The organism is Tepidimonas sp. (assembly GCF_046292505.1).
Lineage (GTDB): Bacteria > Pseudomonadota > Gammaproteobacteria > Burkholderiales > Burkholderiaceae_C > Tepidimonas.
Window position 1 is genome coordinate 213,084 of sequence record NZ_JBKBQX010000001.1, and the last position, 24,268, is coordinate 237,351.

Sequence of the window (24,268 nt, forward strand, 5' to 3'; positions counted from 1 at the left end):
GACCGACCATGGCGTTTTCTCTCAACGACCCGGACGACGGCGAATTGCTCAGCGAAATCAACATGATTCCGCTGATCGACGTAATGCTGGTGCTGCTGATCGTGTTTCTGATCACCATCCCGGTGATGAAACATGCGGTGCCGGTGGACCTGCCGAAAGCGGCGGCGCAAAAGCAGGCACCGGCCCCCGAGGCCGTCCGGCTGACCATCGACGCCGACGGCCGCTACCTGTGGAACGACACGCCGGTGAGCGATGCGGAACTGGCGACGCGCCTGGCCGAAGCCGCCGCCCAGGACCCGCAGCCCCCGCTGCACTTGCACGGGGACCGCGCGGTGCGCTACGAGCGGGTGGCGCAGGCGTTGGCCGCAGCCCAGCGCGCCGGGCTGCACGGCATTGGCTTCGTCACCGAGCAGCCGTGAACGCGGCGCCCGCCGCGCGCTTCACGGCGCGGGGTCACAGCCCGAGCGCGGCGATCCCGGCGCGGGCGATCTGGGCGTCCTCGCTCGACTTGACCCCGCTGACGCCAACGGCGCCGATCACCTCGCCCTCGTGGATGATCGGCACGCCGCCTTCCAGCAGGCCTTCCAGTGTGGGCGCAGACAAAAAGGACGTGCGCCCCTGGTTGATGACGTCCTCGTAGACCTTGCTCTCGCGACGCCCCAGGGCCGCCGTGCGGGCCTTGGCCGGTGCGATGTGAGCCGAAACGGGGGCGGCGCCATCCAGACGCTGCAGCCACAGCAAATGGCCGCCCTCGTCCACGATGGCGATGGTGACCGCCCAGTGGTTTTTCAGGGCCTCCGCTTCGGCGGCGGCGGCGATGGCCTTGACGTCGGCGAGTTCGAGCACGGCGCGGGATTTCATGAACTTCTCTTCCGCAAAAGATTCAAACGGCAAGCAAGCTTAGCGCATTGCCCCTTGTCCCTCTCACCATAGGAGTGATCGATCCATGAGTCTGACCACCGTCTCCACGCGCCCGGGCACCGCCGTCGCCGGCGGCGAACGCCAGCGCGTGCTGCGCAACACCTACTGGCTGCTGGCGCTGAGCCTGGTGCCCACGGTGCTGGGCGCCTGGATCGGGGTGAGCACCGGCATCACAGCAGCCCTGTCCGGCGGCGTCGGTGTGCTGGTGTTCCTGGCGGGTGCCTTCGGCTTCATGTTCGCCATCGAGCGCACCAAGCATTCGGCCACGGGCGTGGCCGTGCTGCTGGCCTTCACCTTCTTCATGGGGTTGATGCTGTCGCGCCTGCTGGCCGCGGTGCTGGGCCTGAGCAACGGGGCGCAGCTCATCATGACGGCCTTCGGCGGCACGGCCGGGGTGTTTTTCGTGATGGCCAACTTGGCATCGATCGTCAAGCGCGACCTCGACGGCCTGGCCAAATGGCTGTTCTTCGGCGCCATCGTGCTGCTGATCGGCGGACTGGTCAACGTCTTCGTCGGCAGCACCGCGTTCATGGCGGCCCTGTCGGTCATGGCCATCGGCATCTTCAGCGCCTTTTTGCTGGTGGACCTCAAGCGCATCATCGACGGCGGCGAGACCAACTACATCACCGCCACGCTCGCGCTGTACCTGAGCCTGTTCAACATCTTCCAAAGCCTGCTCGCTCTGCTGGGCATCTTTGGCGGCGAACGGGACTGATCGCAGCCAGCCTGGGACCGGGCTACCTCCGCCGCGCCAAGCGGGTCAAAAGCGACGGCTTTGGCCCGCTTTTTGACGCATGGATGGGGGTAGCCAGCCTCTCCCCGGTGGCCGACAATCCCCACCATGCGCTTGCTCACCGTCGTGCCCACGCCGTCCCCAGCGCCACCCGCCGCGTCCCGGCGGGTTCGGGCCATGGCGGCCTTGCTCGCCTGCTCGGCGCTGCTGGGGGGGTGTGACATGCTGGGCATCGATACCCCCGCCAAGCAGGCGGCGCGCCGCGAGGCCGACGGGCGCGCGATCGGCGCGGGCTGCCGCCACACCCAGCGCAGCCTGGAAGACTGTTACGCCGCCAACCCGCGGGCGGCCAAAGCGGCGATCTTTGCCGGTTGGCGCGAAATGGATGAATACATGCGGGAAAACGACATCCCCGCGATGCCACCGGCACCGGCGCCACCCGTCCAGCCGGCCGAATCCACCGGCCCGAGCGAGGAGGTCGTCAGCCCCTCCCCAGCCAAACCGTCGGCGCCACCCGCGACCCCGCCCACCGGCAGCATCGTTCCGCGCATTGCACCACCCGCTCCGGCCACCGCGCGGCCCTCCGCCCCTGCCGCCCCCACCGCCAATCGCTGACCGCGCGCGTGGCCCGCGCATGGCCGCAGCGGTCCATCCTCAGCGATCGTCCGGCCGGTCGAACACCGCGATGCTTTCGACGTGCGCCGTGTGGGGGAACATATTGACCACGCCCGCCGCCGTACAACGATAACCTGCCTGATGCACGAGCAAGCCCGCATCGCGGGCCAGGGTGGCGGGATTGCAACTGACGTACACGATGCGTCGCGGGGGACGCCATGGCTCGCCGGTCCGGGTGGGAACCGCTTGCGAACCGGCCAGGGCGGCCTGGTGCAGATCGGCCAGCGCCTTGGCCAGCGCAAACGCGCCTTCGCGCGGCGGGTCCACCAGCCAGCGATCGGCCACGCCGTCGGCCACCAGTTGCGCCGGCGTCATCTCGAACAGATTGCGCGCGACGAACGTGGTTGGCGCCAATCCCCCGCGCCGGGCCTGGTTGCGCTGCCAGTTTTCGCGCGAACGCGCCACCAGGGCCTCGCTGCCCTCGATGCCCAGCACCTCGCCCGCCTGGGTCGCCAACGGCAGCGTGAAATTGCCCAGCCCGCAGAACCAGTCGATGACGCGCTCGTCGCGGCCCGCCTGCAACAGCCGCAGCGCGCGCGCGACCAGCACGCGGTTGATGTGCGGATTGACCTGGGTGAAATCGGTGGGCCGAAACGGCATGACCAGACCAAACTCCGGCAGGCCATACGACAGTTCGGGCGTGCCATCGTCCGGGTCCAGCCGGTGCACGCTGTCCGGCCCTTTGGGCTGCAGCCACCATTGCACGGCGGCATCGGCGTGCGCCCGGGCAAAGTCGCGCAGGCGCTGCCGGTCCGCGTCGGACAAGGGCTCCAGGTGCCGCAACACCAGGGCCGTCACGCCGTCCCCGCAGGCCAGCTCGATTTGGGGGCAGGTCTCTCGTGCGTCCATGCCCATGAGCAGGCCGCGCAGCGGCCGCAGCAGGGCGCTCACATGCGACGGCAGCACGGCGCACATGTCCATATCCGCCACATAGCGGCTCTTGCGCTCGTGAAAACCGATCAGCACGTCGCCCTTTTTGGCGACATAACGCACCGACAAGCGCGCGCGCCAACGGTACCCCCAGGCGGGCCCGGCAATCGGGCGCAGCACCTGCTGCGGCCGCACCTTGCCCAGCCGCCACAGATTGTCTTCCAGCACGCGCTGCTTGATGGCCACCTGCGCCAGCGGCTCCAGATGCTGCATCTTGCAACCGCCGCAGGCCCCCGCGTGCATGCCGAAATGCGCGCACCGCGGCGCGACGCGCAGGGGCGAGGCGCGGTGCAGCGTGCGCAGCTCGGCCGCCTCCCACTGGTTTTTGCGGCGGGTGACCTGCACCTCCACCCATTCCCCGGGCAGAGCGCCCTCGACGAAAACCACCTTGCCGTCCGGCCGGCGCGCGATGCCCTGCGCCTCCAGGTCCAGGGCCTGGACGCCCAGCGCATCGACCGGAATGCCCGGGGGACGCGGGAAGTCGGTCGCGGGTTCGCTGGGGGTGGCGGAGGCGTCGCCGGGCTGGCTGCCGGCGCTCCAATCGGGGGCCTGGCTCATCAGCGGCTCGGCAGCAAGCTCAGCGGATCGATGGGTTTGCCCTGCCGCCGCACCTCGAAGTGCAGCTTTACCCGATCGGCATCGCTGCTGCCCATTTCGGCGATCTTCTGCCCTTGCCGGACCGTCTGGTCCTCGCGCACCAGCAAGGTCTGGTTGTGGGCGTAGGCCGTCAAGTACGTGTTGTTGTGCTTCAGGATGATCAGATTGCCGTAGCCGCGCAGATCCGAGCCGGCATAGACCACGCGCCCGTCAGCCGCGGCCAGCACGGGGTCCCCGGCTCGGCCGCCGATGCCGACCCCCTTGCTGCGGGTTTCGTCGAAGTGGTAGAGCACCGGACCACGCGCCGGCCAGACCAGGGCGATCGCTTCACCGTTGGCTGCAGGGGCGGGCGTGGGCGCCGACGCCGGTGCAGCGGCGGGGGCAGGAGCGCTGGCGGTCGGCGGCCGCGATCCCGCCGCCCCCGCCGACGTGGCCGCGGGTGCGCTGGGGGTGTTGGCGGTATTGGCGGCATCGAGCGGCCGCGCCTGGACACTGGCCCCGGTGACGGGCTGGGTGGTCACGGCGGCCGTGGCCGCGGCGGGCGTGGCGCCCGGGGGCACCACGCGCAGCACCTGCCCCACCTCGATCAGATGGGGATTGGTCAGCCCGTTCCAGGCCGCGATGTCGCGCCAGCTCTGTCCCTGCTCCAGACCAATGCGGTACAGGGTGTCACCGGGGCGAACCGTGTAATAGCCCGGCTTGCCGGCGTTTTCGCTGCCGGGCGGGGCGGCGACGGGCGCAGCCGGCGCAGAACCGCTGGCCGACGTTGGTGCGGGCACAGGCGAGCGATCGACGACCGGCGCCTGCCGCGCCGGCTGCTTGGGTGCGGCGCAGCCGGCCAACACCAGGGCGACGCCCAGCAGCGCCCCGCACAGTCGGGTCGCAACGGCGGTCGAGGCCAGGGTCGCGTGTCGTTGGCGATTCATCGGTGCGTACGTCCTCCGTCAAGCAACCCCGGATTTTAGGGGGACGAACCACACACCCTCGAGCACTTGGCGCTCGAACCCCCGCGGCGTGCGCTCCACCACCACCAGGCTTTGCCGGCCCGGCTGGAGTTCGGCCGGGGCCACCAGCCGCGCCCCTACCGCGAGCTGCTCCAGCCACGCGGGCGGAACGTCCTCGCCGCCGGCCGCGGCGATGATGCCGGCGTAGGGTGCCCCTTGCGCAAACCCCGGCATGCCGTCGCCGAAAATCAAATGAATATTCGGAATGCGCAGCGGCCGCAGGTTCTCGCGCGCCTTGTCGTGCAGCGCCCGCAGGCGCTCCATGCTGTAGACCTCGCGGCACAGGTGCGACAGCAGGGCCGCCTGGTAGCCGCAGCCAGTGCCGATCTCCAGCACGCGGCCCAGCGGCAACGATCGCCCCGCGCACAGCAGCTCCAGCATGCGCCCGACGACGCTCGGCTTGGAAATCGTCTGTCCCCAGCCGATCGGCAGGCTGGTGTCCTCGTAAGCCTGGGCCGCCAGCGCGGAATCGACGAAACGGTGGCGCTCCACCCGCTCGAAGGCCTGCAGCACGGCGGGGTGCGTGATTCCCTGCTCGGCCAGCCGCCCGACCATCGCGCGCCGCACGGCCGCCGAATCCAGCCCCACGCCCGCCGCCGGCGGGGTGGCCCGCTCCGGCCGGCGCGCCGCTGCACTGCCCGGCGTACCAGGACGACCACCGACCGCTGCCGGCGCCACCCGCTCCAGGGTCGCCGGAAACCGTGGCCGCGTGCCCGCTGCCGGGGGCGCGGCCGGAGAGACGGGGTCGGGCCGCGGCTTTACCATGGGCGCTGGTCTGGGTGGTTTGTCTGGGGGATATCGGAGGTGTGGGTCCCATGGGCCCCGGCCGCTGGTCCGAGCGCCCCGACACCGGCCACAGCGGACAAGGCAGCAGCGGTCTGGGCCCAGTAGGCCAGCCGGCCATGGTCCGTCAGGTCGATCTGCAGTGGTGTGATCGACGCATAGCCCTGGCGCGTGGCGTGAAAATCCGTGCCCTCGGCATCGTCCTTGGCCGGGCCGGCCGCACCGATCCAGTACATGGTTTCGCCGCGCGGATTGACCTGGGTGATCACCGGCTCGGCCGCATGGCGACGCCCCAGTCGGGCAACCTTGAAGCCACGGATGGCCTCGCGCGGCAAACTGGGGATGTTGACATTGAGCAGCCACGGGCCGGGATGGGCGGCATCGGGCGCGGCATCGGCCATGGCGCGGCGATGGGCCTCGGCGGCCGGCTGTAGGGCCCGCACCAGCTCCGCAGCCAGGGAGGCGGCAGTGTCCAAATGGGCCCAGCCCTTTTCCGTCAAAGAAAACGCAATGCCCGGAATGCCGAACAGATAGCCCTCCATGGCCGCGCCCACGGTCCCCGAGTAGATCGTGTCGTCGCCCATGTTGGCCCCGTTGTTGATGCCGGAGACGACCAGATCGGGCCGGTAGTCGAGCAGCCCCGTGAGCGCGATGTGCACGCAGTCGGCCGGGGTGCCGTTGACATAGCGCACCCCGGGGGAGGCGCGGTGCACATACAGCGGAGCGTTGAGCGTCAGCGCGTTGGATTTGGCGCTGTTGTTGTGCTCGGGCGCCACGACCTCGACGTCGGCAAACGCGGACAGCGCGCGGGCCAGCGCCACGATGCCCGGCGCCTGGTAGCCGTCGTCGTTGGAGAGCAGGATCCTCATGGCGAGGCATTGTAGGCGGCCCGACCGCAACGCCGGTGACACCCCTGGGGGGCGCCCGCCCCTATGATGCCGCGGCACCCCCGCAAACCACACATCATCCCAAGGAGACACCGGATGCACGCCTGGCTGTGCGAAAACCCCGTGGGCGTCGACGCCCTGACCTGGAAGGAACTGCCGACCCCGACCCCGGGCCCGGGCGAGGTGCTGGTCGAGATCGCGGCCGCGAGCCTCAACTTCCCCGATCTGCTGATCGTTCAGAACAAGTACCAGTTCAAGCCCCCGCTGCCGTTCGTGCCGGGATCGGAGTACGCCGGAACCGTCCGTGCCGTCGGCCCGGGCGTGACGCATCTGCAGCCGGGCCAGCCGATCGCCTGCCTGAGCGGCACCGGGGGGTTTGGCACCCACACCCTGGCGCCGGCCGAACGGTGCATCCCGCTGCCCGCGGCATTCGACCTGACGGACGCCGCGGCGTTCATCATGACCTATGCCACGTCCTACCACGCCCTGATCGACCGGGCGGCGCTGCAGCCGGGCGAAACGGTGCTGGTGCTCGGCGCGGCGGGGGGTGTGGGGACCGCGGCCATCCAGATCGCCAAACACCACGGCGCCCGGGTCATCGCCGCCGCTTCCAGCGCCGAAAAATGCGCCCTGGCGCAACGCCTGGGGGCCGATGCAACGCTGGATTACTCGATCCACACCGCGGGCGGCAGCTTTCGCGACGAGATCAAGCGGCTGACCGAAGGCCGAGGGCCGGATGTGATCTACGACCCGGTGGGCGGCGATCTGGCCGAGCCCGCCTTCCGTTCGATCGCTTGGCGGGGCCGCTACCTGGTGGTCGGCTTCGCGTCGGGCCCCATTCCTCAACTGCCGCTGAACCTGCCGCTGCTCAAGGGCGCGTCGCTGGTGGGTGTGTTCTGGGGCGACTTCGCCCGCCGCGAGCCCCAGGCCAACGCCGCGATGCTGCAGACGCTGGCGCAGTGGTATCTGAAGGGCCACATCAAGCCCGTGATCGACCGCGTGCTGCCCATGGAACAGTTGCCCCAAGCCTACGCCTTGATGGCATCGCGCCGGGTGATGGGCAAGGTGGTGCTGCGCAACGCGCACTAGAATCGCGGTTTTCAAACGTCGCCAGGGGAGCCCTGAGCCGCCGTGACCGGCGCGCAACGGGCTGAGAGTGGGCGTGGGCCATGGGGGCCGACGACCAGACCCTGGAACCTGATCCGGTTCGTACCGGCGGAGGAAGTGCGACATGAATGCGTTGCCGATCGCGACGGTGGGCGCGGCGTTGCTCGCCTTTTTGTGGGTGGGTTTGCGGGCCCGTTCGGCGGACACCACCCTCGATGAATACCTGACCGCCCGCGGCTCGCAGTCCGCGACCACCCTGGGCCTGTCCTTTCTGGCCTCGGGGTTGGGGGCCTGGATCCTGTTCGTGCCGCCGGAAATCGGCGCCTTCGTCGGTCCGGTGGCGTTGGCGGGTTACGCCATCGGGGCGGCGCTGCCCTTTTTGGTGCTGGCGTGGTGCGGCCCGGCCATCCGGCGCCGAATGCCCGCCGGGCGCAGCCTGACCGAGTACGCGGGCGAGCGCTTCGGGGGGGCGGTCCGCCGCTGGGTGCTGCTGCTGTCGCTGCTGTACATGCTGTGCTTTCTGACCGCGGAGCTGACCGCCATCGGCGGCATCGTGGCGCTGCTGACGGGCCAGGATGGGCGCTGGGCGGTGTTGGCCGTCGCAGCCGTCACGCTGATCTACACCGCCTGGGGCGGGCTGCGCGCCAGTCTGGCCACCGATCGCTGGCAGGCGTGGTTGCTGCTGGCGCTGCTGGCCTGGGTGGGTGCGGTGGTCGCCCATGCCCCGACGCCCCCCGCGGCTGCGCCATCGGCGCCGGCCGCCGCACCCCTGCCCGTGGGCCTGTCCGTGGCACTCACGCTGATCATCGCCGTCACCGCGGCCAACCTGTTCCACCAAGGCTACTGGCAGCGCATCTGGGCGGCCCACAGCGAGCGCGCGCTGCACCGGGGGGCCTGGCTGGGTGCCGTGACGACCGCCGCCGCCATCGCGCTGGTGGGGGGGTTGGGGATGCTGGCGGCCCAGCAAGGCCTGCCGTTGGGGACGCCACCGGTGCCGTTTTTTGCGCTGGTGCAGCAGGCGCCGGGCTGGGTCGTCGCACCGGTGCTGGTGCTGGCGGTGGCCCTGGTCGCGTCGTCGGTGGATACGCTGCAAAGCGGCATCGCCGCCCTGCTGGTGACGCAGCGCGCCGGCGCGACCCTTGCGGGCGCGCGCTGGGCCACCGTGCTGCTGATGGTGCCGGTGATCGCCGTGGCGTGGCAGGGCCTGTCGGTGCTGCGGCTGTTCCTGGTGGCCGACCTGCTGTGCGCCACCGCCGCGGTGCCGCTGCTGCTCGGACTGTGGCGGCGCACGCCGCGCCACGCGGCGCTGGTGGGCATGGCCGCCGGGCTGGTCGGCGCGGTGCTGCCGGACGCCTGGGCCGCGGGCAGCCTGTGGCAGGGCTTGGTCGCCGCCACCTTCCCCGCCAACGTGCCGACGCTGGCGCCGTTCGCCGGCGCGCTGATCGCCTCCACCGCGGCGACGCTCACGCTGGCGTGGCTGGCGCCGGTGCGCGCGGCCGACGCCGCACGCTGACGCGACCCCGCAGCCTCCCCGCGAGCGCGCTCGCCAGACCGCCCGGACGGGGGGATGGCCGGCGGTCGGTTGCCGGCCGCGGCGGTCCGCGCCTCAGGCGCGCGCGTCGCCCCAGCGCAGCGGGCAACGGTCGTCGCCGACGTAGGTGGCGCGGCCGTGGCGGTCCACGCAGTAGCTCGGCGAGACGATCATGTCCTGGAACAGCATGCCGGCGCCGATGCGCGTGTACTCGAACAGCACGCTGCGCTCCACCCGCGAGCCGGCGCGCAGGTGACTGCCGTGGCCGATCCACGCCGGCCCGACGACGGAGCTGCCCTCCTCCAGCCGCACGCTGGAGCCCAGGTACACCGGCCCGGTGATTTGCACGCGGTCGAAGTCGACGCGCGTGTTGAGCCCGACCCACACGCCCGGGCGCACCTCGGTGCCCGGCATACGCAGGTCGGCGATCTCGCCGCTGAGCACGCGCTGCAGCACCGACCAGTAATCGCTGACGCGGCCGATGTCGATCCAGTGGAACGGCCGGCTCTGCGCATAGAAGGGCAGGCCGCGCTCGACCAGCAGCGGAAAGAGCTCCGAACCGATATCGAACACCCGCCCGGACGGCACCAGATCCAGCACCGCCGGCTCGAAGATGTAGATGCCGGTGCTGGCCAGATTCGAGCGCGCTTCCTCGGGCCGGGGCTTTTCCTGGAACGAGACCACGCGCCCGTCCTCGCCGGCCACCACGATGCCGTAGTTGCCCACCTGCTCGCGCGGCACCGGCAGCGTCACCACGCTGGCCAGCGCTCCCTTGGCGCGGTGCTCCGCCAGCGCCGCGCCGATGTCCAGGTCGACCAGCGCATCGCCACACAGCACGATCGTGGTCTCGTCGAAGAAGCCGCTCATGTCCTGGATGCGCTTCATCCCACCCGCGGAGCCCAGCGGCCGCGGCAGGATGTCGCCATGCTCGTAGACGCCTTCGTACGAGTAGCCGATCTCCACGCCCCAGCGGCGCCCGTCGCGGAAGTACTGTTCGATCTTGTGGTGGTTCCAGGCCACGTTGACCATGATGTGGCGCACGCCGTGCGCGGCCAGCCGCTCCACCAGGTACTCCATCACCGGCTTGTCCAGGATGGGGATCATCGGCTTGGGCAGGTCTTTGGTGAGCGGACGCACGCGGGTGCCCTGTCCCGCGGCGAGGATCATGCCTTTGGCCATGTCAGTCAGATTGGGGTCGATGATTCAACGGGGAGGGACCGGCGCGCCGATCGGCCCGGCATGGTCGCGTCCTCCCTGGCGGGATTGTGCCATTCCGCCGGACGCACCCTCGACATCAGGCAACACCGATGCCCCCCGCGCCTGCCGATGCGCGGCCTTGGTTCCGTACATGCGCGCATCGGCCACCTGCAGCAGCCGCGCCCCATCGTAGCCGTCCTGCGGATACTGCGCCACGCCGACACTGGCCCCAAGGGGCACGTCCACGTTGGGCTCCACTACCGTCCGCTGCAACTCGGTACTCAGCCGCTGGCGCAACCTGAACCCCTCGTGCAGCAGGCGCTGCCGCTGCCACGCAGCCATCAGACCGATGACATTGGCACTGGCAAAAAAGAACACATGCGCCAACAGAGCCGCCCAGTCCCCCGGCTGGGTCATGCGCTGGACCTCGATCGCGATGAACAGATAAACGCCCAAGAACCCAAAGCCGATCACGCCCAGGATCCACGGAGACAAGTACATAGTCGCCCCTGAAATATTCATAACCTCATGATTTTCCGTGTGTTATTGCCTGTTTGCGGGTACAATAACCCCCAGATTTGATTGTCTGATGCGCCGTTTTCTTGGAGTTTTTCGATGTTTGCCTGCCCCGCCACTGAGGACTTCTTCCGCGCCCGGCTCGATCAGATGATCGACCTGCGCCATCCGCTGGCGGTTTTGGCCTCGCGCATGCCGTGGCAGGAGTTGGAAGCAAGGCTTGCGCACCTGTTCATGCGCAAAGCGCGCGCAGGTGTCGCAATGCCCGATCTGGACCTCTTTGGCGAAGCGCCGGTGCGTGCAGCTCGGGTGTCCAATGTCGGGCGTCCCCGCGTGCCGCTGCGCGTGATGATCGCGCTGCTGTACCTGAAGCACGCCTTCAACGAGTCGGACGAAGGGGTGGTGGAGCGCTGGGGCGAAACCCCCACATGGCAGTTTTTCTCGGGGCGGGCGTACTTTGAACATCGCCGGCCGTGCGACGCCACGACGCTGGTGAAGTTTCGCCGGCTGCTGGGCGAGGAAGGGGTGGAGGAGCTGCTTGCGCAGACCATCAACGTGGCGGTGGAAGCCGGACTCATCAAGCCGCAGGACTTGAAGCGCGTGGTGGTGGACACCACCGTGCAGCCCAAGGCGATAGCGCACCCGACCGACAGCCGGCTGCTGGAGACGGCGCGCACCAAGCTCGTGCAGGCGGCCAAGGCAGCCGGCATTGCGCTGAAGCAGACCTTTGCCAAGGAAGGCAAGGACCTGAGCCGCAAGGCCGGCCGCTACGCCCATGCGCGGCAGTTTGCACGTATGCGCCGCGCCATCAAGCGTCAGCGCACGATCGTCGCCAGACTGCAGCGGGAGATCGAGCGCAAGGCCGCCCGCCTGGGGCAGGCCATCCAGAGCGCACTTTGCGACACTCTCAACAAGGCGGCGCGTCTGGTGGCACAAACCGCCAACCGAAAGACCACCGAGCAGGAACGCAAGCTCTACGCCTGGCATGCCCCGGAGGTGGAGTGCATCCACAAGGGCAAGGCCCGCCAACCGTATGAGTTCGGGGTCAAGGTCGGCATCGCCAGCACCTTGAAGCACAGCCTCATCGTCGGCGCGCGGGCCTTTCACGGCAACCCCTACGACGGGCATACGCTGCCAGCGCAGCTGCAGCAGGCCACGATCCTGATGCAGGACACGGGCGTCAAGCCCTCTGCCGCCTATGCCGATCTGGGCTACCGTGGCGTGCAGGCCGACATCCCCGGGGTGCGCCTGGTGCACCGCGGCAAGATCAAGCGCCTCACCCAGCAGGAACGCAAGCTGCTCAAACGCCGCCAAGCCATCGAGCCCATCATCGGGCATCTCAAAGCGGATCACCGCATGGACCGCTGTCATCTCAAAGGCGAGCAAGGTGACCGGCTGCACGCGGTGCTGTGTGCGGCCGGCTACAACATCCGATGGCTGCTGCGCATGATCGCCAAGAAGGGTGTGCCCTTCTTGACGGAAGCTTCTTTGCGCCTCATCACGGCCGTGCAGCTGCTCGGCCGGTGGCTTGCCCAGCCGCGAACAAACGAGACCGGCGGCGCCAACCCGGCCTCGCTGCGGCCGCAGGTGGCTTGAAAGTGAATATTTCAGGGACGACTACATAAACGTGTACAACGCCATGACGACCAGGATCAAGCCGGTGTAGTACAGCCAGCGCGCCAGATCCCCCGGACCGGCGAGCACGACCATGGCCTCGATGCCCGCCCCCACGACTGCGAAACTGCTCAGCATCGCCACCGCGTAATGGCGCACAAAAGTGGGCCGATAGGTGTACGCCAACAGACACAGCAGCCAGGCCACGACGCCGGCACGCAAAACCCAGACCTTGTACACGGCCGTGGGGATGGCCCACCAGTCCAGGATCGCGAAAAGTGCGTACAAGACGGCCGCAAGCACCGCGAACTCGCGTGCGCTGCGGATGCGTGCCGGCGCCAGCTCCCGTTCGTAAGCGGACTGCTCTGCAGGCGACATGGCTTTGGGGGTCATGAAAAATATGGTACGTCAGCGCTCTGCCCGATGCTTACCCCGGCGCAGCGCGGGGACGGACCCGTTGCCCATCGCGCACCAGTTGTCCCGGATACAACACCACGGTGTCGCCGGCACGCACGCCGTCCGTGATCCAGGCCACGTCGGCGTTGCGATCGCGCAACGCCACTCGGCGCGCGACGGCGCGCCCGCCTTCCACGACCAGCACCTGCCAGCCCGCGCCGTCGCGCACCAGCGCGCCGGTGGGGACCAGCGTGGCCCGCTCCTGCGCCGAGACGACGATGCGCGCCTCGACCCGGTAACCATCGCCGAGCGTCGCGTCGGTGAGCGGCCCGTCCAGGGCCAGGACGACCGGCACACGCTGTTCCATCGGCCGCAGCCGGCCGTCCTCCTGCACCGTCTGTTCGAAGCGACCTTCGCGTACGGTGGCCACGTCGACCATCAGTGGGCACGGCTGTAGCACCCAAGCCCCCAGCGCAGCCACCCCCAGCACCCCGGCCGCGATGGCTGCGCGTCGCCCCTACGGCGACCGTGTCGGTGTGTCGTTCATTCCCTCACCGTCAAAACCGCGACCAGATCCAGCCGGTCGATGGGGCGTCGCACCAGCCAGGCGCTGACCACACCCGAGGCGAGCACCACCAGCGCCGCCCCGGCATACGTCGCCGGGTCGATGACGTTCGCCCTGCGCCAGATCGGCGTGCAGCACGGCGTGGGTGACACCGTCGCCGTTGCGCGCCAGCAAGGGCCAGGTCGTGGGCCTGCCGGGTGTGGAACCAGGTGGCTAGGCCCGCGGTGGGGGTATCCAGCCCACCCAGGATGTTGAGCAGTGTCGATTTGCGCTGTCCGAGGCCCCCAGCAGCACGACGAAAACCGCCGCCGGATCGACGTCAGAACGGAGAGCGGGAAATGCGGGCGACTGCATGGGAGATTGGCATCATCGCACGCTGCCCGGGGTGCACGCGGAACGGCTGTCGTTTCACCGCGTGGGCATTTGACGATCGTCAAATGGGGGTGGGGTGGCTGATGGGACTCGAACCCACGACAACCAGAATCACAATCTGGGACTCTACCAACTGAGCTACAGCCACCGCAGAAGCTGACATTATATCGCCGTTTTGGAGGGGTTTCCCCCTCGTGCCCCTCACTTGACGAGGATCTCGGCCTTGTAGCGCTGACGCAAGGCCCCCAGGTAGGCCTGGGCCTCGCCCTCGCCCCACAGCCGGGCGAGTTCTTGTCGTTCGTTGAGCAGACGCACCGCATCGGGGGCCTCGCGCGACGGTCCGCGCCGCACGCGCAACACGGCCGCACCGTCGGCACCCAGATCGACCATCACCCACGCGGGGGCGTCGCCCTCCAGCCGGGCGCTCATGGCCGCGCGCACGGCCGCCGGCGGCAGGCCCTGGGCGTCTTGGCGCGACACCAGCACCGGCGTGCGCAAGGCCGATGCGGCCGGGGGCTGGGTGGACCATTGGGTCTGGGCGGCGCGGGCAGCCTCCACCGCCGCCGCGCGGGCGCGCTGCTGAACCAGCCGTTGGCGCACCTCCGAGGCCACGGCCTCGAACGGCCGGCGCTCCGACGGCCGGTGCGCCAACACCCGCACGGACAGCAATCGGTTGCCGCCCAGTTCGATCGCCGCACTGTTGCGCTTTTGGCTCAGGGCCTCTTCGTTGAAGACGGCGCGCAACAGCGCGGGCTCGCGCAGCAGCGCATCGGCCGCGGCCGCGGCCCCGACCGGACCGGTGCGCTCGACCGTCGCGCGGTGCACCGTGAGTCCCAAGGCCTGGGCGGCTGGTGCCAGGGTATCGGACTGCTCGTACACCAGATTGCTGAAGCGCTCCGCGTCCTCGGCAAACCGCCGCTGCGCGAGCTGGCGGCGCACCTCGGTCTCGATGCGGGGGCGGGCCTTGTCGAACGGCTCGGCCTCGGGCTGGCGCACGTCGGTGAGCTGGATGATGTGCAGGCCGAACTCGCTCTCCACGATGTCGGAGATCTGCCCCTTTTGCAGCGCAAAGACCGCATCCTCGAACGGCTTGACCATCGCACCCCGGCCAAACCAATCCAGATCGCCACCCTTCGCAGCCGAACCCGGGTCTTGCGAGCGGGTGCGGGCCAGCTCGGCAAACCGCTTGGGATCGCGGCGCACCTCGGCCAGGAGCTGCTCGGCCTCGCCACGCACGCGGGCCTTTTCGTCGGCAGAGGCGTCGGCGGGCAGCAACAGCAGGATGTGGGACGCGCGGCGCTGCTCCGCGCGCGAGGTGTCCGCCACGTTTTGCCGGTAGTAGTCGCGCAGTTCGGCTTCGCTGGGGGTGATGCGCGCGGCGACGGCCTGGGGGTCCAGAACCACGTATTCGATGTCCGCCTGCTCGGGTGTGCGGAATTCCTCCGCATGCTCGTCGTAAAACGCCTTGAGGTCGGCGTCCGACACGGAAATCGCCGCCGCATGATCCGCCGGTCGGAAGAACGCCGGCGCGACTTCGCGTCGCTCGAAAAACGCCTGCGCCGCCCATTCGGCCGAGGCCTTGGGCATGAATGCGCTGTCCGCCACCGCCTGGGTCACCGCACGACGCGCGAGGTCGGCACGCACGCCGGCCTCGAACTGCTCGGCCGTCATGCCCTGCGCGCGCAGCAGGTCCTGGTAGCGCTGCACATCCAGGGTGCCATCGGGCTTGCGCAGCGATGCGATGGTCGGGTCGCGCAGCAGCTCGGCCGCCAGCCGGCGATCGGTCGCCATCAGCCGCATGTCCTGCGCGGCACGCGCCAGCACCCGCTCGGTGACCAGGCGCTCCAGGGTCGCGCGCCGGCTGTCCTCACTCTCCAGCAGGGCGCGGTCCACCCCGGGCATCGACGCCGCCAGGCGCTCGACCTCGCGCCGATGGGCGGCGTCCCATTCGGTGCGGGTGATGCGTTCGCCGCCCACCCGGGCCACGGGCTCAGACTGGTCGCGAAACCGGGTGTAGCCCTCGATGCCGAAGAAGACGAACGAGGGGATGATCAACAACATGAGCAGGGCCATGAGCACCTTCATGTTGTTGCGAAAGACGTCGAACATGACCTGCGCGCTTCGGGAAGGGTTGGTGGGTGCTGACGGGATCGAACCGCCGACCTACGCCTTGTAAGGGCGCCGCTCTACCAGCTGAGCTAAGCACCCGATCCGGTGACTGCCAGAAATACCTGTCCGGCAGCCGGAGCGGTCATCCGTTGACGGCGTCTTTGAGCGCCTTGCCCGGACGGAATTTCGGCATTTTAGCCGCAGCGATCTCGACCACCTCCCCCGTCTTGGGGTTGCGCCCCTTGCGGGCCGCACGCTCATCCACCTGGAAGGTGCCAAACCCCACCAGCGTGACGTCGCCGCCGCGGGCCAGCGTGTCCGAAACCGTGGCCAGGAAGGCGTCGAGCGCGCGCGCGGCCTCCTGCTTGGTCAACTCCGCGCGCTCCGCCATTTGATCGATCAGTTGTGCTTTGTTCATGTGCAAGACTCTCTCCATAGCCGGCGACGCGACCGCCCACCGGCGCGAAAAAGGGGCGTATTCTACCCACGCCAACGCACGCCTCACGCCCCCGCGCGCAGCGCCTCGGCGACCGCGCGGCCGACGTCGGCGGTGCCGGCACGCCCGCCCAGATCCGGCGTGCGCGGCGCGTCGCCACCGGCAGCCAACACCGCCTCGATCGCGCGCACGATGGCATCGTGCGCGTCGCGGTGGCCGAGGAAGTCCAGCAGCAGCGCGCCGGACCAGATCTGCCCGATCGGATTGGCGATGCCGCGGCCGGCGATGTCCGGCGCCGAGCCGTGCACCGGCTCGAACAGCGACGGAAAGCGCCGCTCGGGGTTGAGGTTGGCCGACGGCGCGATGCCGATCGTGCCGGTGCAGGCCGGCGCCAGGTCGCTGAGGATGTCGCCGAACAGGTTGCTGGCCACCACGACGTCGAAACGATCCGGCCGCTGCACGAAGTGCGCGGTCAGGATGTCGATGTGGTACTGGTCCACCGCCACGTCCGGGAAGGCCGCCGCCATCGCCCGCACGCGCTCGTCCCAGTACGGCATCGTGATCGCGATGCCGTTGGACTTGGTGGCGCTGGTCAGGCGGCCGCGGCGGCGGCGCGCTTGCTCGAACGCAAAGCGCAGCACGCGGTCCACGCCGTGGCGCGTCATCACCGTCTCCTGCACCACCAGCTCGCGCTCGCTGCCCTCGAACATGCGCCCACCGATGCTGGAGTACTCGCCCTCGGTGTTCTCGCGCACGATCAGCATGTCGATCTCGCCCGGCGCGTACGGCGTGCCGTCGGCGCGCACCAGCGGGGAGCGCACCCCCGGCATCAGCCGCGCCGGGCGCAGGTTGACGTACTGGTCGAACGCGCGGCGAAACTGCAGCAGCGAGCCCCACAGCGAGACGTGGTCCGGGATCTTCTCGGGCCAGCCCACCGCGCCGAAGTAGATCGCATCGAACCCGCCGAGGATGTCCTGCCAGTCGGGCGGCAGCATGGCGCCGTGGCGCTCGTAGTACGGCCAGCAGGCGAAGTCGAAGGTCTCGAAGCGCAGCTCGAGGCCGAAGCGGCTGGCCGCGGCCTGCAGCACGCGCAGGCCTTCGGGCATGACCTCGGTGCCGATGCCGTCGCCGGGGATGACGGCGATGCGGTGCACCGGGGCGGGGGTGGATGAGACGGTCATCAAGCGGTCTCCTTGGTCAGCGTTCCCGGCGCGCCGGGTCAGCGCGGCGGGCCGCCGCGCACCACCAGCGCCACGCCCAGGGCGGTCAGCGCCGTGCCGGTCAGCGTCATGGCGGTGATCGGCTCGCCGAACAGCACCCAGGCGAGCAGCGCGGTGCACGGCGGCACCAGGTACATCAGGCTGGCCACCGACGCGGCCGCGCCGCGCTGGATCAGCAGGTACAGCAGCGAGCTGCCGCCCAGCGTCAGGCCCAGCACCGACCACGCCATCGCGCCGGCGGACTCCAGGTTCCAGCGCATCGGCTCGCGCTCGAGCCACGCCAGCGGCAGCGTCACCGCGAGCGCCGCGGCCAGTTGCACGGTGTTGGCGGTGCGCACGTCGCACGGCGCCAGAAAGCGCTTCTGGTACAGCGTGCCGGTGGTGATCGACAGCAGTGCCGTCACCGCCAAGGCCAAATTCACCGGCGTGGCGCTGTCGCCCGGGCCGCCGTGGCCAAACTTGTGCCAAACCACCAGCACCAGCCCCGCCAAGCCCAGCGTCAGCCCCAACCACTGGCGCGCCGTGACGCGCCCGCCGGTGGCGGACAGCCACACCGCCGTCAACACCGGCTGAAGGCCGACGATCAGCGCCGACAACCCCGCCCCCATGCCGGCCTTGACGGCCGCCCACACGCCGCCCAAGTAGCCGGCGTGCATCAGGACACCGGTGACCGCCAGGTGCCCCCACTGCGCCGGCGTGCGCGGCCACGCCACGCGGGCAAGCAGGATCCACACGCCGAAGCAGGCGATCGACAGCGCGTAGCGCCAGGCGAGGAAGGTCATCGGCGGCGCGTGCGGCATGCCGAAGCGCGCGACGATGAAGCCCGTGCTCCAGATCAGCACGAACACCGCGGGCATGGCGCGGATCCAGGCGGAGTCGTCGGCGGCGGTCATCGGGCGCGGGCGCGAATCTCGGGGACGGCCTTGTTCAAGTAATACACCATGGACCACACCGTCAGTACCGCAGCGGCCCAAATCAGCCCGGTGCCCCACCAGCGCGTGTCGATGCCAATCACCACCCCGTCGTAGAGCAGGAACGGGATCGCCACCATTTGCGTGGCTGTCTTGGCTTTGCCCACCATATGGACGGCCACACTGCGCACCGCGCCGATGGTGGCCATCCATTCCCGCAGGGCCGAGATGGCGATCTCGCGCCCGATGATGATGAGCGCAACGAACACATGGACGCGATCCAGACTGACCAGCTCCAGCACGCAGGCGCAGACCAAAAACTTGTCCGCCACCGGGTCCAAAAAAGCGCCGAAGGCCGACGTCTGGTTGAGCCGTCGCGCCAGATAGCCGTCGGCCCAGTCGGTCAGCGCAAACACCACGAACAGCACGGTGGCCAGTGCGTTTTGCGCCGGCAGCGCCAACCCGGGCCAATGAAAAACCGCGACGATCAGCGGGATCGCGGCGATGCGGGCCCAGGTCAGCAGCGTCGGCAAGTTGAAAAACATGGCCTACGATTATGCGGCCTTATCCGTGCAGGGCCCGGTAGATCGTCTCGGCCAGTTCGGCGGAAATCCCATCGACCGCAGCCAAATCCTCCACGCTGGCCGCGGCAACCCCCCGCACCCCGCCAAACCGCGCCAGCAGGCGGGCGCGCTTCTTGGGGCCGACGCCGGGGATGTCCTCCAGCCGGCTGCCGCCGGTGCGGGCCTTGGCGCGGCGCGCCCGCATGCCGGTGATCGCAAAGCGGTGCGCCTCGTCGCGGATCTGCGCCACCAGCATCAGCGCCGCGGAGTCGGCACCCAGGTAGATCTTTTCCCGCCCGTCAGCAAACACCAGTTCCTCCAGCCCGACCTTGCGGCCCTCGCCCTTTTCCACCCCGACCAGGCGCCCCACATCCAGGCCCAGGGCACCAAACACCTCGCGCGCGACGTTGACCTGGCCCACACCGCCATCGATGAGCACCACGTCGGGCAAACGGGCCTGGGCCTCGCCGCGGGGGCGGGCCGCTTGCTGCGCATCCGCCCCCGCGGCGGCCACCCCCGCGTCGCCACCGGTGTCCGCCAGCGCGGCCGCCAGCTTGCCGTAGCGGCGCAGCAGCACTTGGCGCATGGCGGCATAGTCGTCGCCCGGCGTGATGCCCTCGATGGCATAGCGCCGGTATTGCGAGGGCTGCATCTGGTGGCCTTCGAACACCACGCACGACGCCATGGTCGCCTCGCCCGCGGTGTGCGAGATGTCGAAGCACTCGATGCGCAACGCGCCCAAGGCCTCGGGCGTCTCGGCGGGCAGGCCCAGCGCCTCGGCCAGGGCACGGGTGCGCGCCTGCTGCGATCCCTCTTCCGCAAGCAGGCGCGCCAGTTGCAGATCGGCGTTTTTCTGCGCCATCTCCAGCCACAGCCGGCGTTGCTCGCGCGGATGGAACACGGGCCGCAACCGCACCCCGGTCTGCTCGGACAGAGCCGCCAGCAACGCCTCGTCCACCGGCGCCCCCAGCACGAGCACGGGCGGCGGCGGCACCTGGGTGTAGTGCTGGGCCAGAAAAGCTTCCAGCACGCGCTGCTCCACCGTGCCCGGCTGGTCCGGATCGGCCAACGCCGCGCCGTCCTCCACATGCGCCGGGAAGGCGGGCCGGTCCCCCAGGTGGCGCCCGCCGCGCACCATCGCCAGGTTGACGCACGCCCGCCCCCCCTGCACCCGCACGGCCAGAATATCCACGTCCTGGTCGTCCAGACTTTCCATGCTCTGCTGGTGCAGCACGCGCGACAGGGCCGCGATCTGGTTGCGCACCTCGGCCGCCTGCTCGAACGCCAGCCGCTCCGCGTGGGCAAACATGCGCGCCTCCAGTTCCGCCAGCACGGCTTGGCTCTCGCCGTTCAGGAAGGCGCTGGCTGCCCGCACATCGGCCGCGTAATCCGCAGGCGACACCAGGCCCACGCACGGGCCGCTGCAGCGCTTGATCTGGTAGAGCAGGCACGGCCGGGTCCGGTGCGCAAACACCGTGTCCTCGCAGGTGCGCAGGCGAAACACCTTTTGCAAGAGTTGGATCGTCTCCTTCACCGCCCAGGCGCTGGGATAAGGACCAAAGTACTGGTGGCGCCGATCCACCGCCCCACGGTAGTACGACATGCGCGGATAATGGTCGGGGTTGGCAACGCCGGGCGTTCGCCCTGCCTGGGGGGCATCGGGCACCCAGGTGCTCGCGCTCAGGCGCAGATAGGGATAGCTCTTGTCGTCGCGAAACAGAATGTTGTAGCGCGGCTGTTGGGTCTTGATCAGGTTGTTTTCCAGCAGCAGCGCTTCCGCTTCGGAGCGCACCACCGTGGTCTCCAGCCGTGCGATCTTGCCCACCATGTGGCCGATGCGCGTGCCGTCGTGGGTTTTCTGAAAGTAGCTGCTGACGCGCTTTTTCAGATCGCGCGCCTTGCCCACATAGAGCAGCGTGCCGGCCTCGTCGAAATACCGGTACACGCCCGGCAGCGACGGCAAGGCCGCTACCGCGCGCAACAACTCGTCCGAATGCACAGCTGACATGTCCGATCCCGTCTTGCACTCCACCGCGTCGGCCACCAGGGGCCACGACAGCGTGCACTGTACCGCGCCCGTCGCTGCGCGTTCGCCGGATGCGGCAACCCCCGCGCTGACCTGGGACGTGTTTTGCCATGTCATCGACAACTGGGGCGATGTGGGCGTCTGCTGGCGACTGTGTCAGCAACTCGCCACGGCGGGCCAGCGGGTGCGGCTGTGGATCGACGAGGCCGATGCGCTGGACTGGATGGCCCCCGGCGCCCGCGCGGGGCGCGTGCCCGGCGTGCACGTCCACCCGTGGCCCCGCGACCAGGGCGACCCCCCGCCCCCGGCCTTGTCCCCCGCAGACGTGCTGGTGGAGGCCTTTGGCTGCCATGTGCCCGATGCCTGGGTAGCGGCGCTGCTGCCGCCCACCGGCTGCGACGGTCGGCCCACCGTCTGGCTGAATCTGGAGTACCTCAGCGCGGAACCGTGGGTCGCGCGCAGCCACGGCCTGCCCTCGCCCGTGCTCAGTGGTCCGTTGGCGGGACGCAGCAAGTGGTTTTTCTTCCCGGGCTTCGCGTCCGACACCGGCGGACTGCTGCGCGAGGCGGACTTGGCGCAACGCCAGGCCCACTTCGACGCCCAGAGCTGGCGTGCGGCCCTTGGGCCTCACGACGGCCCCTGGGTCAGCCTGTTTTGCTACGAGCCGAGCGCCTTGCCCTGGCTGATCGCCCAACCGGCTCTGGCGACCGCGCAATGGCTGGTCGCAGCCGGCCGCAGCGCCGCGGCCTGGGCCGCACTGGCGCCCCCCTTGCCGAGCGGCGCTGCCGTACGCGTGCTCGACGGCGTGCCGCAGCCCGCCTTCGACGAGCGTCTGTGGGCGTGCGACCTCAACCTGGTGCGCGGGGAGGACTCTCTGGTGCGCGCCCTGTGGGCCGGACGGGCTTTCCTGTGGCAGCTCTATCCGCAGGACGATGGCGCCCACCACGACAAGCTGGAGGCGTTTCTGGCCTGGCTGGACGCCCCGGCGGACTGGCAGGCTTGGCTGAGGGTGTGGAATGGCGCCCCGGGAATCACCCCGCCCGCGCTGACAACCGAGCGCCTCGCCCAGTGGCAGGCCGCCGCCCGCGCCGCCCGCGACCGTTTGTGCAGGCAGGACGATCTGTTGACGCGGCTGCTGGCCTTCGTGCACGGCCGCCGCGGTACAATGTGAGGTTTATCAGTCGAATCATTCCCCCGCCAGAGGTACCATGAAACTCGCCCAAGAAATCCGCGCCGGCAACGTGATCATGCAGGGCAAGGACCCGATGATCGTCCTCAAGACCGAATACCAGCGCGGCGGCCGCGGCGCCGCCACCGTGCGCATGAAGCTCAAAGCGCTGCTGAACAACAGCGCCACCGAGGTCGTCTTCAAGGCCGACGACAAGATCGACAACATCATCCTCGACAAGAAGGAGTGCACCTACTCCTACTTTGCCGACCCGATGTACGTCTGGATGGACAGCGAGTACAACCAGTACGAGGTCGAAGCCGACAACATGGGCGACGCGCTCAACTACCTCGAAGACGGCATGGCCGCCGAGGTGGTGTTCTACGAGGGCAAGGCCATCTCGGTGGAACTGCCGACGTCGCTGGTGCGCGAAGTCACCTGGACCGAGCCGGCCGTCAAGGGCGACACCTCGGGTAAGGTGCTCAAGCCCGCCAAGATCGCCACCGGCTTCGAGGTCATGGTGCCGATCTTCGTCGAGCAAGGCGACAAGATCGAGATCGACACGCGCACCGGTGAATACCGCAAGCGCGTCTGATTCCTGACACGCCGAGACCGGGTGTCGGAATTTGCCGCCGCCCCTGGAATCCAACAGGCCCCACCCGGGGCCTTTTTCACGCCTGGAGCTCCCGCAATCATGCACGACGACGCCACCGCCCCCACGCATCCGGACCACGTCCACGACTTGCAAGCTCGCCGGCTGGCCGATGCCATCGTCGAGATGCACCTGCTGTCCGAAGACGGCACCCGCCCGCCGCCCGACGCCTACCGGCTGGCATTCGCCGACCCGGAGTTCCTGCTGCGGCGCGAGACACGCGGCATCCGCTTCCAGCTCGAGTTGCTCAAGCCCGATCTGGCACAGGCCGACGCCGGCATCGAAAACACCATCGTCGTATTTGGCAGCGCGCGCTTTCGCGAACCCGCCGAGGCCGATGCCGCGTGGCACCGGGCACAGGCCAGTGGCGAATCGGAAGCGATCCGCCGTGCCGAGGCGCTGCGCCGCAACGCCCGCTTCTACGACGAGGCGCGGCGCTTTGCCCAACTGGTGGCGGCCTACAGCCAATCCTGCCCCAAGGCGGATCAGCTCTACATCGTCACGGGCGGGGGGCCCGGCATCATGGAAGCGGCCAACCGCGGCGCGCACGACCTCGGCGCGCCCAGCGTCGGGCTCAACATCCTGCTGCCGCACGAACAGGCCCCCAACCCCTACATCAGCCGCGAGCTGTGCTTCAAGTTCCACTACTTTGCGCTGCGCAAGATGCACTTTCTGATGCGCGCGAAGGCGCTGGTGGCCTTCCCCGGCGGCTTCGGCACGCTGGACGAGCTGTTCGAGGTGCTGACCCTGGTGCAGACCCGCAAGGCCAAGCCGGTGCCGGTGTTCCTGTACGGCAGCGCGTACTGGAAGCGCCTGATCGACTTCGACGCCATGGTCGACGAGGGCGTCATCTCGCCCGAAGACCTGGATCTGTTCACCTATGTGGACACGCCCGAGGCGGCCTGGGAAGGCATTCGCCACTTCTACGGCCTACCCGAGGCCTGCCCGGTGGACGGCCCCCTCGGCACTTGAGCGGGACGGCTTCAGCGAAACGAGCCCGCGTCAGCGGTCCGCCGCGCGGCGCTCCGGCACGGCGTCGCGCGGGACGAGCGCTCTGGACGCCAAGCGCATGTGCAGCGCCGCTTGCGCCATCAGGTTGGCGGACACCGGCGCCGTCACGAAGACAAACAGCGTGATCAGCAGTTCCGCGATGCCGGGTCGGCCATGCGCCAGTGTGACCAGCATGGACGCGATCAGCACTCCGCCCACGCCCAGTGTGGAGGCCTTAGTGGGGGCGTGCAGCCGCATGTAGAAGTCGGGGAAGCGGATCAGCCCGATCGCCCCGACGAGCAGAAAAAACGACGCGACCAGGATCAACACCGCGGCCAGGTTTTCCAGTACGACGCTCACGTTCG

Annotated in this window: 26 protein-coding genes, 2 tRNA genes and 1 riboswitch; of the genes, 9 read left to right on the plus strand and 19 right to left on the minus strand. The window is 69.4% G+C overall.

The annotated features are described in order from the left end of the window. The first annotated feature begins 8 nt into the window (after positions 1 to 8). Positions 9 to 419 (plus strand): ExbD/TolR family protein, encoded by a 411-nt coding sequence (locus tag ACK4TH_RS00885; protein WP_409621313.1) that lies wholly within the window; start codon positions 9 to 11, stop codon positions 417 to 419. Between the two features lie 34 nt (positions 420 to 453). Here ACK4TH_RS00885 and ACK4TH_RS00890 read toward each other — a convergent pair whose 3' ends face one another. Next, the gene (locus tag ACK4TH_RS00890) at positions 454 to 861 is read right to left on the minus strand and encodes a GlcG/HbpS family heme-binding protein (protein ID WP_409621315.1); all 408 of its coding nucleotides are present in this window, start codon (positions 859 to 861) and stop codon (positions 454 to 456) included. An 85-nt stretch (positions 862 to 946) separates the two neighbouring features. Here ACK4TH_RS00890 and ACK4TH_RS00895 point away from each other — a divergent pair, with 85 nt between their 5' ends. Both ACK4TH_RS00895 and ACK4TH_RS00900 read left to right on the plus strand, forming a co-directional pair. Then, positions 947 to 1,636 carry a Bax inhibitor-1 family protein gene (locus ACK4TH_RS00895; RefSeq protein WP_409621317.1) on the plus strand — a complete coding sequence of 230 codons (690 nt, stop codon included), beginning with the start codon at positions 947 to 949 and terminating at the stop codon, positions 1,634 to 1,636. A gap of 126 nt (positions 1,637 to 1,762) precedes the next feature. Next, a complete protein-coding gene (locus ACK4TH_RS00900) occupies positions 1,763 to 2,269 on the plus strand; it encodes a hypothetical protein (RefSeq protein WP_409621319.1) in 507 nt (168 codons plus the stop codon). Between the two features lie 39 nt (positions 2,270 to 2,308). On the opposite strand, the gene rlmD is transcribed toward ACK4TH_RS00900, so the two are convergent. The 4 genes from rlmD to surE are packed head-to-tail and all read right to left on the minus strand — an operon-like array spanning position 2,309 to position 6,512. Further along, the gene (gene rlmD, locus ACK4TH_RS00905; RefSeq protein WP_409621322.1) at positions 2,309 to 3,817 is read right to left on the minus strand and encodes a 23S rRNA (uracil(1939)-C(5))-methyltransferase RlmD; all 1,509 of its coding nucleotides are present in this window, start codon (positions 3,815 to 3,817) and stop codon (positions 2,309 to 2,311) included. After that, positions 3,817 to 4,782, minus strand: coding sequence for a peptidoglycan DD-metalloendopeptidase family protein (locus ACK4TH_RS00910; RefSeq protein WP_409621324.1), 966 nt, complete (start codon positions 4,780 to 4,782; stop codon positions 3,817 to 3,819). The genes rlmD and ACK4TH_RS00910 overlap by 1 nt, the downstream gene beginning before the upstream one ends. Before the next feature lie 18 nt (positions 4,783 to 4,800). Next, positions 4,801 to 5,625, minus strand: a complete 825-nt coding sequence (locus ACK4TH_RS00915) for a protein-L-isoaspartate(D-aspartate) O-methyltransferase (RefSeq protein WP_409621326.1) — start codon at positions 5,623 to 5,625, stop codon at positions 4,801 to 4,803. After that, positions 5,619 to 6,512 (minus strand): 5'/3'-nucleotidase SurE, encoded by an 894-nt coding sequence (gene surE / locus ACK4TH_RS00920; protein WP_409621328.1) that lies wholly within the window; start codon positions 6,510 to 6,512, stop codon positions 5,619 to 5,621. Before surE ends, ACK4TH_RS00915 begins: the two co-directional genes overlap by 7 nt. Before the next feature lie 114 nt (positions 6,513 to 6,626). On the opposite strand from surE, the gene ACK4TH_RS00925 reads away from it, so the two are divergent. Further along, positions 6,627 to 7,619, plus strand: a complete 993-nt coding sequence (locus tag ACK4TH_RS00925) for an NADPH:quinone oxidoreductase family protein (protein WP_409621331.1) — start codon at positions 6,627 to 6,629, stop codon at positions 7,617 to 7,619. 13 nt (positions 7,620 to 7,632) lie between these two features. Continuing rightward, positions 7,633 to 7,772: riboswitch (TPP riboswitch) on the plus strand. Beyond that, positions 7,762 to 9,150, plus strand: coding sequence for a sodium:solute symporter family transporter (locus tag ACK4TH_RS00930; protein ID WP_409621334.1), 1,389 nt, complete (start codon positions 7,762 to 7,764; stop codon positions 9,148 to 9,150). Its footprint overlaps the riboswitch before it by 11 nt. 93 nt (positions 9,151 to 9,243) lie before the next feature. Here ACK4TH_RS00930 and ACK4TH_RS00935 read toward each other — a convergent pair whose 3' ends face one another. After that, positions 9,244 to 10,335 carry a sugar phosphate nucleotidyltransferase gene (locus tag ACK4TH_RS00935; RefSeq protein WP_409621651.1) on the minus strand — a complete coding sequence of 364 codons (1,092 nt, stop codon included), beginning with the start codon at positions 10,333 to 10,335 and terminating at the stop codon, positions 9,244 to 9,246. A 36-nt stretch (positions 10,336 to 10,371) separates the two neighbouring features. Continuing rightward, positions 10,372 to 10,866 carry a hypothetical protein gene (locus ACK4TH_RS00940; RefSeq protein ID WP_409621337.1) on the minus strand — a complete coding sequence of 165 codons (495 nt, stop codon included), beginning with the start codon at positions 10,864 to 10,866 and terminating at the stop codon, positions 10,372 to 10,374. A gap of 114 nt (positions 10,867 to 10,980) precedes the next feature. Between ACK4TH_RS00940 and ACK4TH_RS00945 the strand changes: the two genes are divergently transcribed. Further along, positions 10,981 to 12,477, plus strand: a complete 1,497-nt coding sequence (locus ACK4TH_RS00945; protein WP_409621340.1) for an IS5 family transposase — start codon at positions 10,981 to 10,983, stop codon at positions 12,475 to 12,477. Positions 12,478 to 12,498: 21 nt separating this feature from the next. On the opposite strand, the gene ACK4TH_RS00950 is transcribed toward ACK4TH_RS00945, so the two are convergent. The 11 genes from ACK4TH_RS00950 to uvrC form a co-directional block, all read right to left on the minus strand. Next, positions 12,499 to 12,888 (minus strand): hypothetical protein, encoded by a 390-nt coding sequence (locus tag ACK4TH_RS00950; RefSeq protein WP_409621343.1) that lies wholly within the window; start codon positions 12,886 to 12,888, stop codon positions 12,499 to 12,501. A 34-nt stretch (positions 12,889 to 12,922) separates the two neighbouring features. After that, positions 12,923 to 13,330 (minus strand): hypothetical protein, encoded by a 408-nt coding sequence (locus ACK4TH_RS00955; protein ID WP_409621346.1) that lies wholly within the window; start codon positions 13,328 to 13,330, stop codon positions 12,923 to 12,925. A gap of 104 nt (positions 13,331 to 13,434) precedes the next feature. Continuing rightward, on the minus strand, positions 13,435 to 13,608 hold the full coding sequence (locus ACK4TH_RS00960; RefSeq protein ID WP_409621349.1) for a hypothetical protein: 174 nt from the start codon (positions 13,606 to 13,608) through the stop codon (positions 13,435 to 13,437). A 292-nt stretch (positions 13,609 to 13,900) separates the two neighbouring features. Beyond that, a tRNA-His gene (locus ACK4TH_RS00965) sits at positions 13,901 to 13,976 on the minus strand. Between the two features lie 53 nt (positions 13,977 to 14,029). Continuing rightward, the gene (locus tag ACK4TH_RS00970) at positions 14,030 to 15,937 is read right to left on the minus strand and encodes a SurA N-terminal domain-containing protein (RefSeq protein WP_409621352.1); all 1,908 of its coding nucleotides are present in this window, start codon (positions 15,935 to 15,937) and stop codon (positions 14,030 to 14,032) included. 23 nt (positions 15,938 to 15,960) lie between these two features. After that, positions 15,961 to 16,036: transfer RNA gene (locus tag ACK4TH_RS00975), tRNA-Val, on the minus strand. 43 nt (positions 16,037 to 16,079) lie between these two features. Further along, the gene (locus tag ACK4TH_RS00980) at positions 16,080 to 16,355 is read right to left on the minus strand and encodes an HU family DNA-binding protein (protein WP_409621355.1); all 276 of its coding nucleotides are present in this window, start codon (positions 16,353 to 16,355) and stop codon (positions 16,080 to 16,082) included. Between the two features lie 83 nt (positions 16,356 to 16,438). After that, positions 16,439 to 17,554: a tartrate dehydrogenase gene (locus tag ACK4TH_RS00985; protein ID WP_409621358.1), complete on the minus strand. Its 1,116-nt coding sequence runs from the start codon at positions 17,552 to 17,554 to the stop codon at positions 16,439 to 16,441. Between the two features lie 38 nt (positions 17,555 to 17,592). After that, positions 17,593 to 18,486 carry a DMT family transporter gene (locus ACK4TH_RS00990; protein ID WP_409621360.1) on the minus strand — a complete coding sequence of 298 codons (894 nt, stop codon included), beginning with the start codon at positions 18,484 to 18,486 and terminating at the stop codon, positions 17,593 to 17,595. Continuing rightward, positions 18,483 to 19,049: a CDP-diacylglycerol--glycerol-3-phosphate 3-phosphatidyltransferase gene (gene pgsA / locus ACK4TH_RS00995; RefSeq protein ID WP_409621363.1), complete on the minus strand. Its 567-nt coding sequence runs from the start codon at positions 19,047 to 19,049 to the stop codon at positions 18,483 to 18,485. The genes ACK4TH_RS00990 and pgsA overlap by 4 nt, the downstream gene beginning before the upstream one ends. 19 nt (positions 19,050 to 19,068) lie before the next feature. After that, entirely contained in the window at positions 19,069 to 21,075 is a 2,007-nt protein-coding gene (gene uvrC / locus ACK4TH_RS01000) for an excinuclease ABC subunit UvrC (RefSeq protein ID WP_409621367.1), read from the minus strand. Here uvrC and earP point away from each other — a divergent pair. The 3 genes from earP (at position 21,074) to ACK4TH_RS01015 (ending at position 23,885) form a co-directional block, all read left to right on the plus strand. Continuing rightward, a complete protein-coding gene (gene earP, locus ACK4TH_RS01005; RefSeq protein WP_409621370.1) occupies positions 21,074 to 22,264 on the plus strand; it encodes an elongation factor P maturation arginine rhamnosyltransferase EarP in 1,191 nt (396 codons plus the stop codon). The genes uvrC and earP overlap by 2 nt on opposite strands. Positions 22,265 to 22,301: 37 nt before the next feature. Further along, positions 22,302 to 22,856 carry an elongation factor P gene (gene efp / locus ACK4TH_RS01010; RefSeq protein WP_409621373.1) on the plus strand — a complete coding sequence of 185 codons (555 nt, stop codon included), beginning with the start codon at positions 22,302 to 22,304 and terminating at the stop codon, positions 22,854 to 22,856. A 99-nt stretch (positions 22,857 to 22,955) separates the two neighbouring features. Next, on the plus strand, positions 22,956 to 23,885 hold the full coding sequence (locus tag ACK4TH_RS01015) for a TIGR00730 family Rossman fold protein (protein WP_409621376.1): 930 nt from the start codon (positions 22,956 to 22,958) through the stop codon (positions 23,883 to 23,885). A 30-nt stretch (positions 23,886 to 23,915) separates the two neighbouring features. Here ACK4TH_RS01015 and ACK4TH_RS01020 read toward each other — a convergent pair whose 3' ends face one another. After that, positions 23,916 to 24,263, minus strand: coding sequence for a Na+/H+ antiporter subunit G (locus ACK4TH_RS01020; protein ID WP_409621379.1), 348 nt, complete (start codon positions 24,261 to 24,263; stop codon positions 23,916 to 23,918). Between the last annotated feature and the right edge of the window lie 5 nt (positions 24,264 to 24,268).

Bases quoted from the DNA above. Each gene is read 5' to 3' on its own strand.
- ACK4TH_RS00945 (WP_409621340.1), top strand. From the start codon at position 10,981: ATGTTTGCCTGCCCCGCCACTGAGGACTTCTTCCGCGCCCGGCTCGAT.
- pgsA (WP_409621363.1), bottom strand. From the start codon at position 19,049: ATGTTTTTCAACTTGCCGACGCTGCTGACCTGGGCCCGCATCGCCGCG.
- ACK4TH_RS00885 (WP_409621313.1), top strand. From the start codon at position 9: ATGGCGTTTTCTCTCAACGACCCGGACGACGGCGAATTGCTCAGCGAA.
- ACK4TH_RS00970 (WP_409621352.1), bottom strand. From the start codon at position 15,937: ATGTTCGACGTCTTTCGCAACAACATGAAGGTGCTCATGGCCCTGCTC.
- earP (WP_409621370.1), top strand. From the start codon at position 21,074: ATGTCCGATCCCGTCTTGCACTCCACCGCGTCGGCCACCAGGGGCCAC.
- uvrC (WP_409621367.1), bottom strand. From the start codon at position 21,075: ATGTCAGCTGTGCATTCGGACGAGTTGTTGCGCGCGGTAGCGGCCTTG.
- efp (WP_409621373.1), top strand. From the start codon at position 22,302: ATGAAACTCGCCCAAGAAATCCGCGCCGGCAACGTGATCATGCAGGGC.
- ACK4TH_RS00915 (WP_409621326.1), bottom strand. From the start codon at position 5,625: ATGGTAAAGCCGCGGCCCGACCCCGTCTCTCCGGCCGCGCCCCCGGCA.
- rlmD (WP_409621322.1), bottom strand. From the start codon at position 3,817: ATGAGCCAGGCCCCCGATTGGAGCGCCGGCAGCCAGCCCGGCGACGCC.
- ACK4TH_RS01015 (WP_409621376.1), top strand. From the start codon at position 22,956: ATGCACGACGACGCCACCGCCCCCACGCATCCGGACCACGTCCACGAC.
- surE (WP_409621328.1), bottom strand. From the start codon at position 6,512: ATGAGGATCCTGCTCTCCAACGACGACGGCTACCAGGCGCCGGGCATC.
- ACK4TH_RS00985 (WP_409621358.1), bottom strand. From the start codon at position 17,554: ATGACCGTCTCATCCACCCCCGCCCCGGTGCACCGCATCGCCGTCATC.
- ACK4TH_RS00930 (WP_409621334.1), top strand. From the start codon at position 7,762: ATGAATGCGTTGCCGATCGCGACGGTGGGCGCGGCGTTGCTCGCCTTT.
- ACK4TH_RS00900 (WP_409621319.1), top strand. From the start codon at position 1,763: ATGCGCTTGCTCACCGTCGTGCCCACGCCGTCCCCAGCGCCACCCGCC.
- ACK4TH_RS00925 (WP_409621331.1), top strand. From the start codon at position 6,627: ATGCACGCCTGGCTGTGCGAAAACCCCGTGGGCGTCGACGCCCTGACC.
- ACK4TH_RS00950 (WP_409621343.1), bottom strand. From the start codon at position 12,888: ATGACCCCCAAAGCCATGTCGCCTGCAGAGCAGTCCGCTTACGAACGG.
- ACK4TH_RS00935 (WP_409621651.1), bottom strand. From the start codon at position 10,335: ATGATCCTCGCCGCGGGACAGGGCACCCGCGTGCGTCCGCTCACCAAA.
- ACK4TH_RS00955 (WP_409621346.1), bottom strand. From the start codon at position 13,330: ATGGTCGACGTGGCCACCGTACGCGAAGGTCGCTTCGAACAGACGGTG.
- ACK4TH_RS00890 (WP_409621315.1), bottom strand. From the start codon at position 861: ATGAAATCCCGCGCCGTGCTCGAACTCGCCGACGTCAAGGCCATCGCC.
- ACK4TH_RS00910 (WP_409621324.1), bottom strand. From the start codon at position 4,782: ATGAATCGCCAACGACACGCGACCCTGGCCTCGACCGCCGTTGCGACC.
- ACK4TH_RS00895 (WP_409621317.1), top strand. From the start codon at position 947: ATGAGTCTGACCACCGTCTCCACGCGCCCGGGCACCGCCGTCGCCGGC.
- ACK4TH_RS00990 (WP_409621360.1), bottom strand. From the start codon at position 18,486: ATGACCGCCGCCGACGACTCCGCCTGGATCCGCGCCATGCCCGCGGTG.
- ACK4TH_RS00940 (WP_409621337.1), bottom strand. From the start codon at position 10,866: ATGTACTTGTCTCCGTGGATCCTGGGCGTGATCGGCTTTGGGTTCTTG.
- ACK4TH_RS00980 (WP_409621355.1), bottom strand. From the start codon at position 16,355: ATGAACAAAGCACAACTGATCGATCAAATGGCGGAGCGCGCGGAGTTG.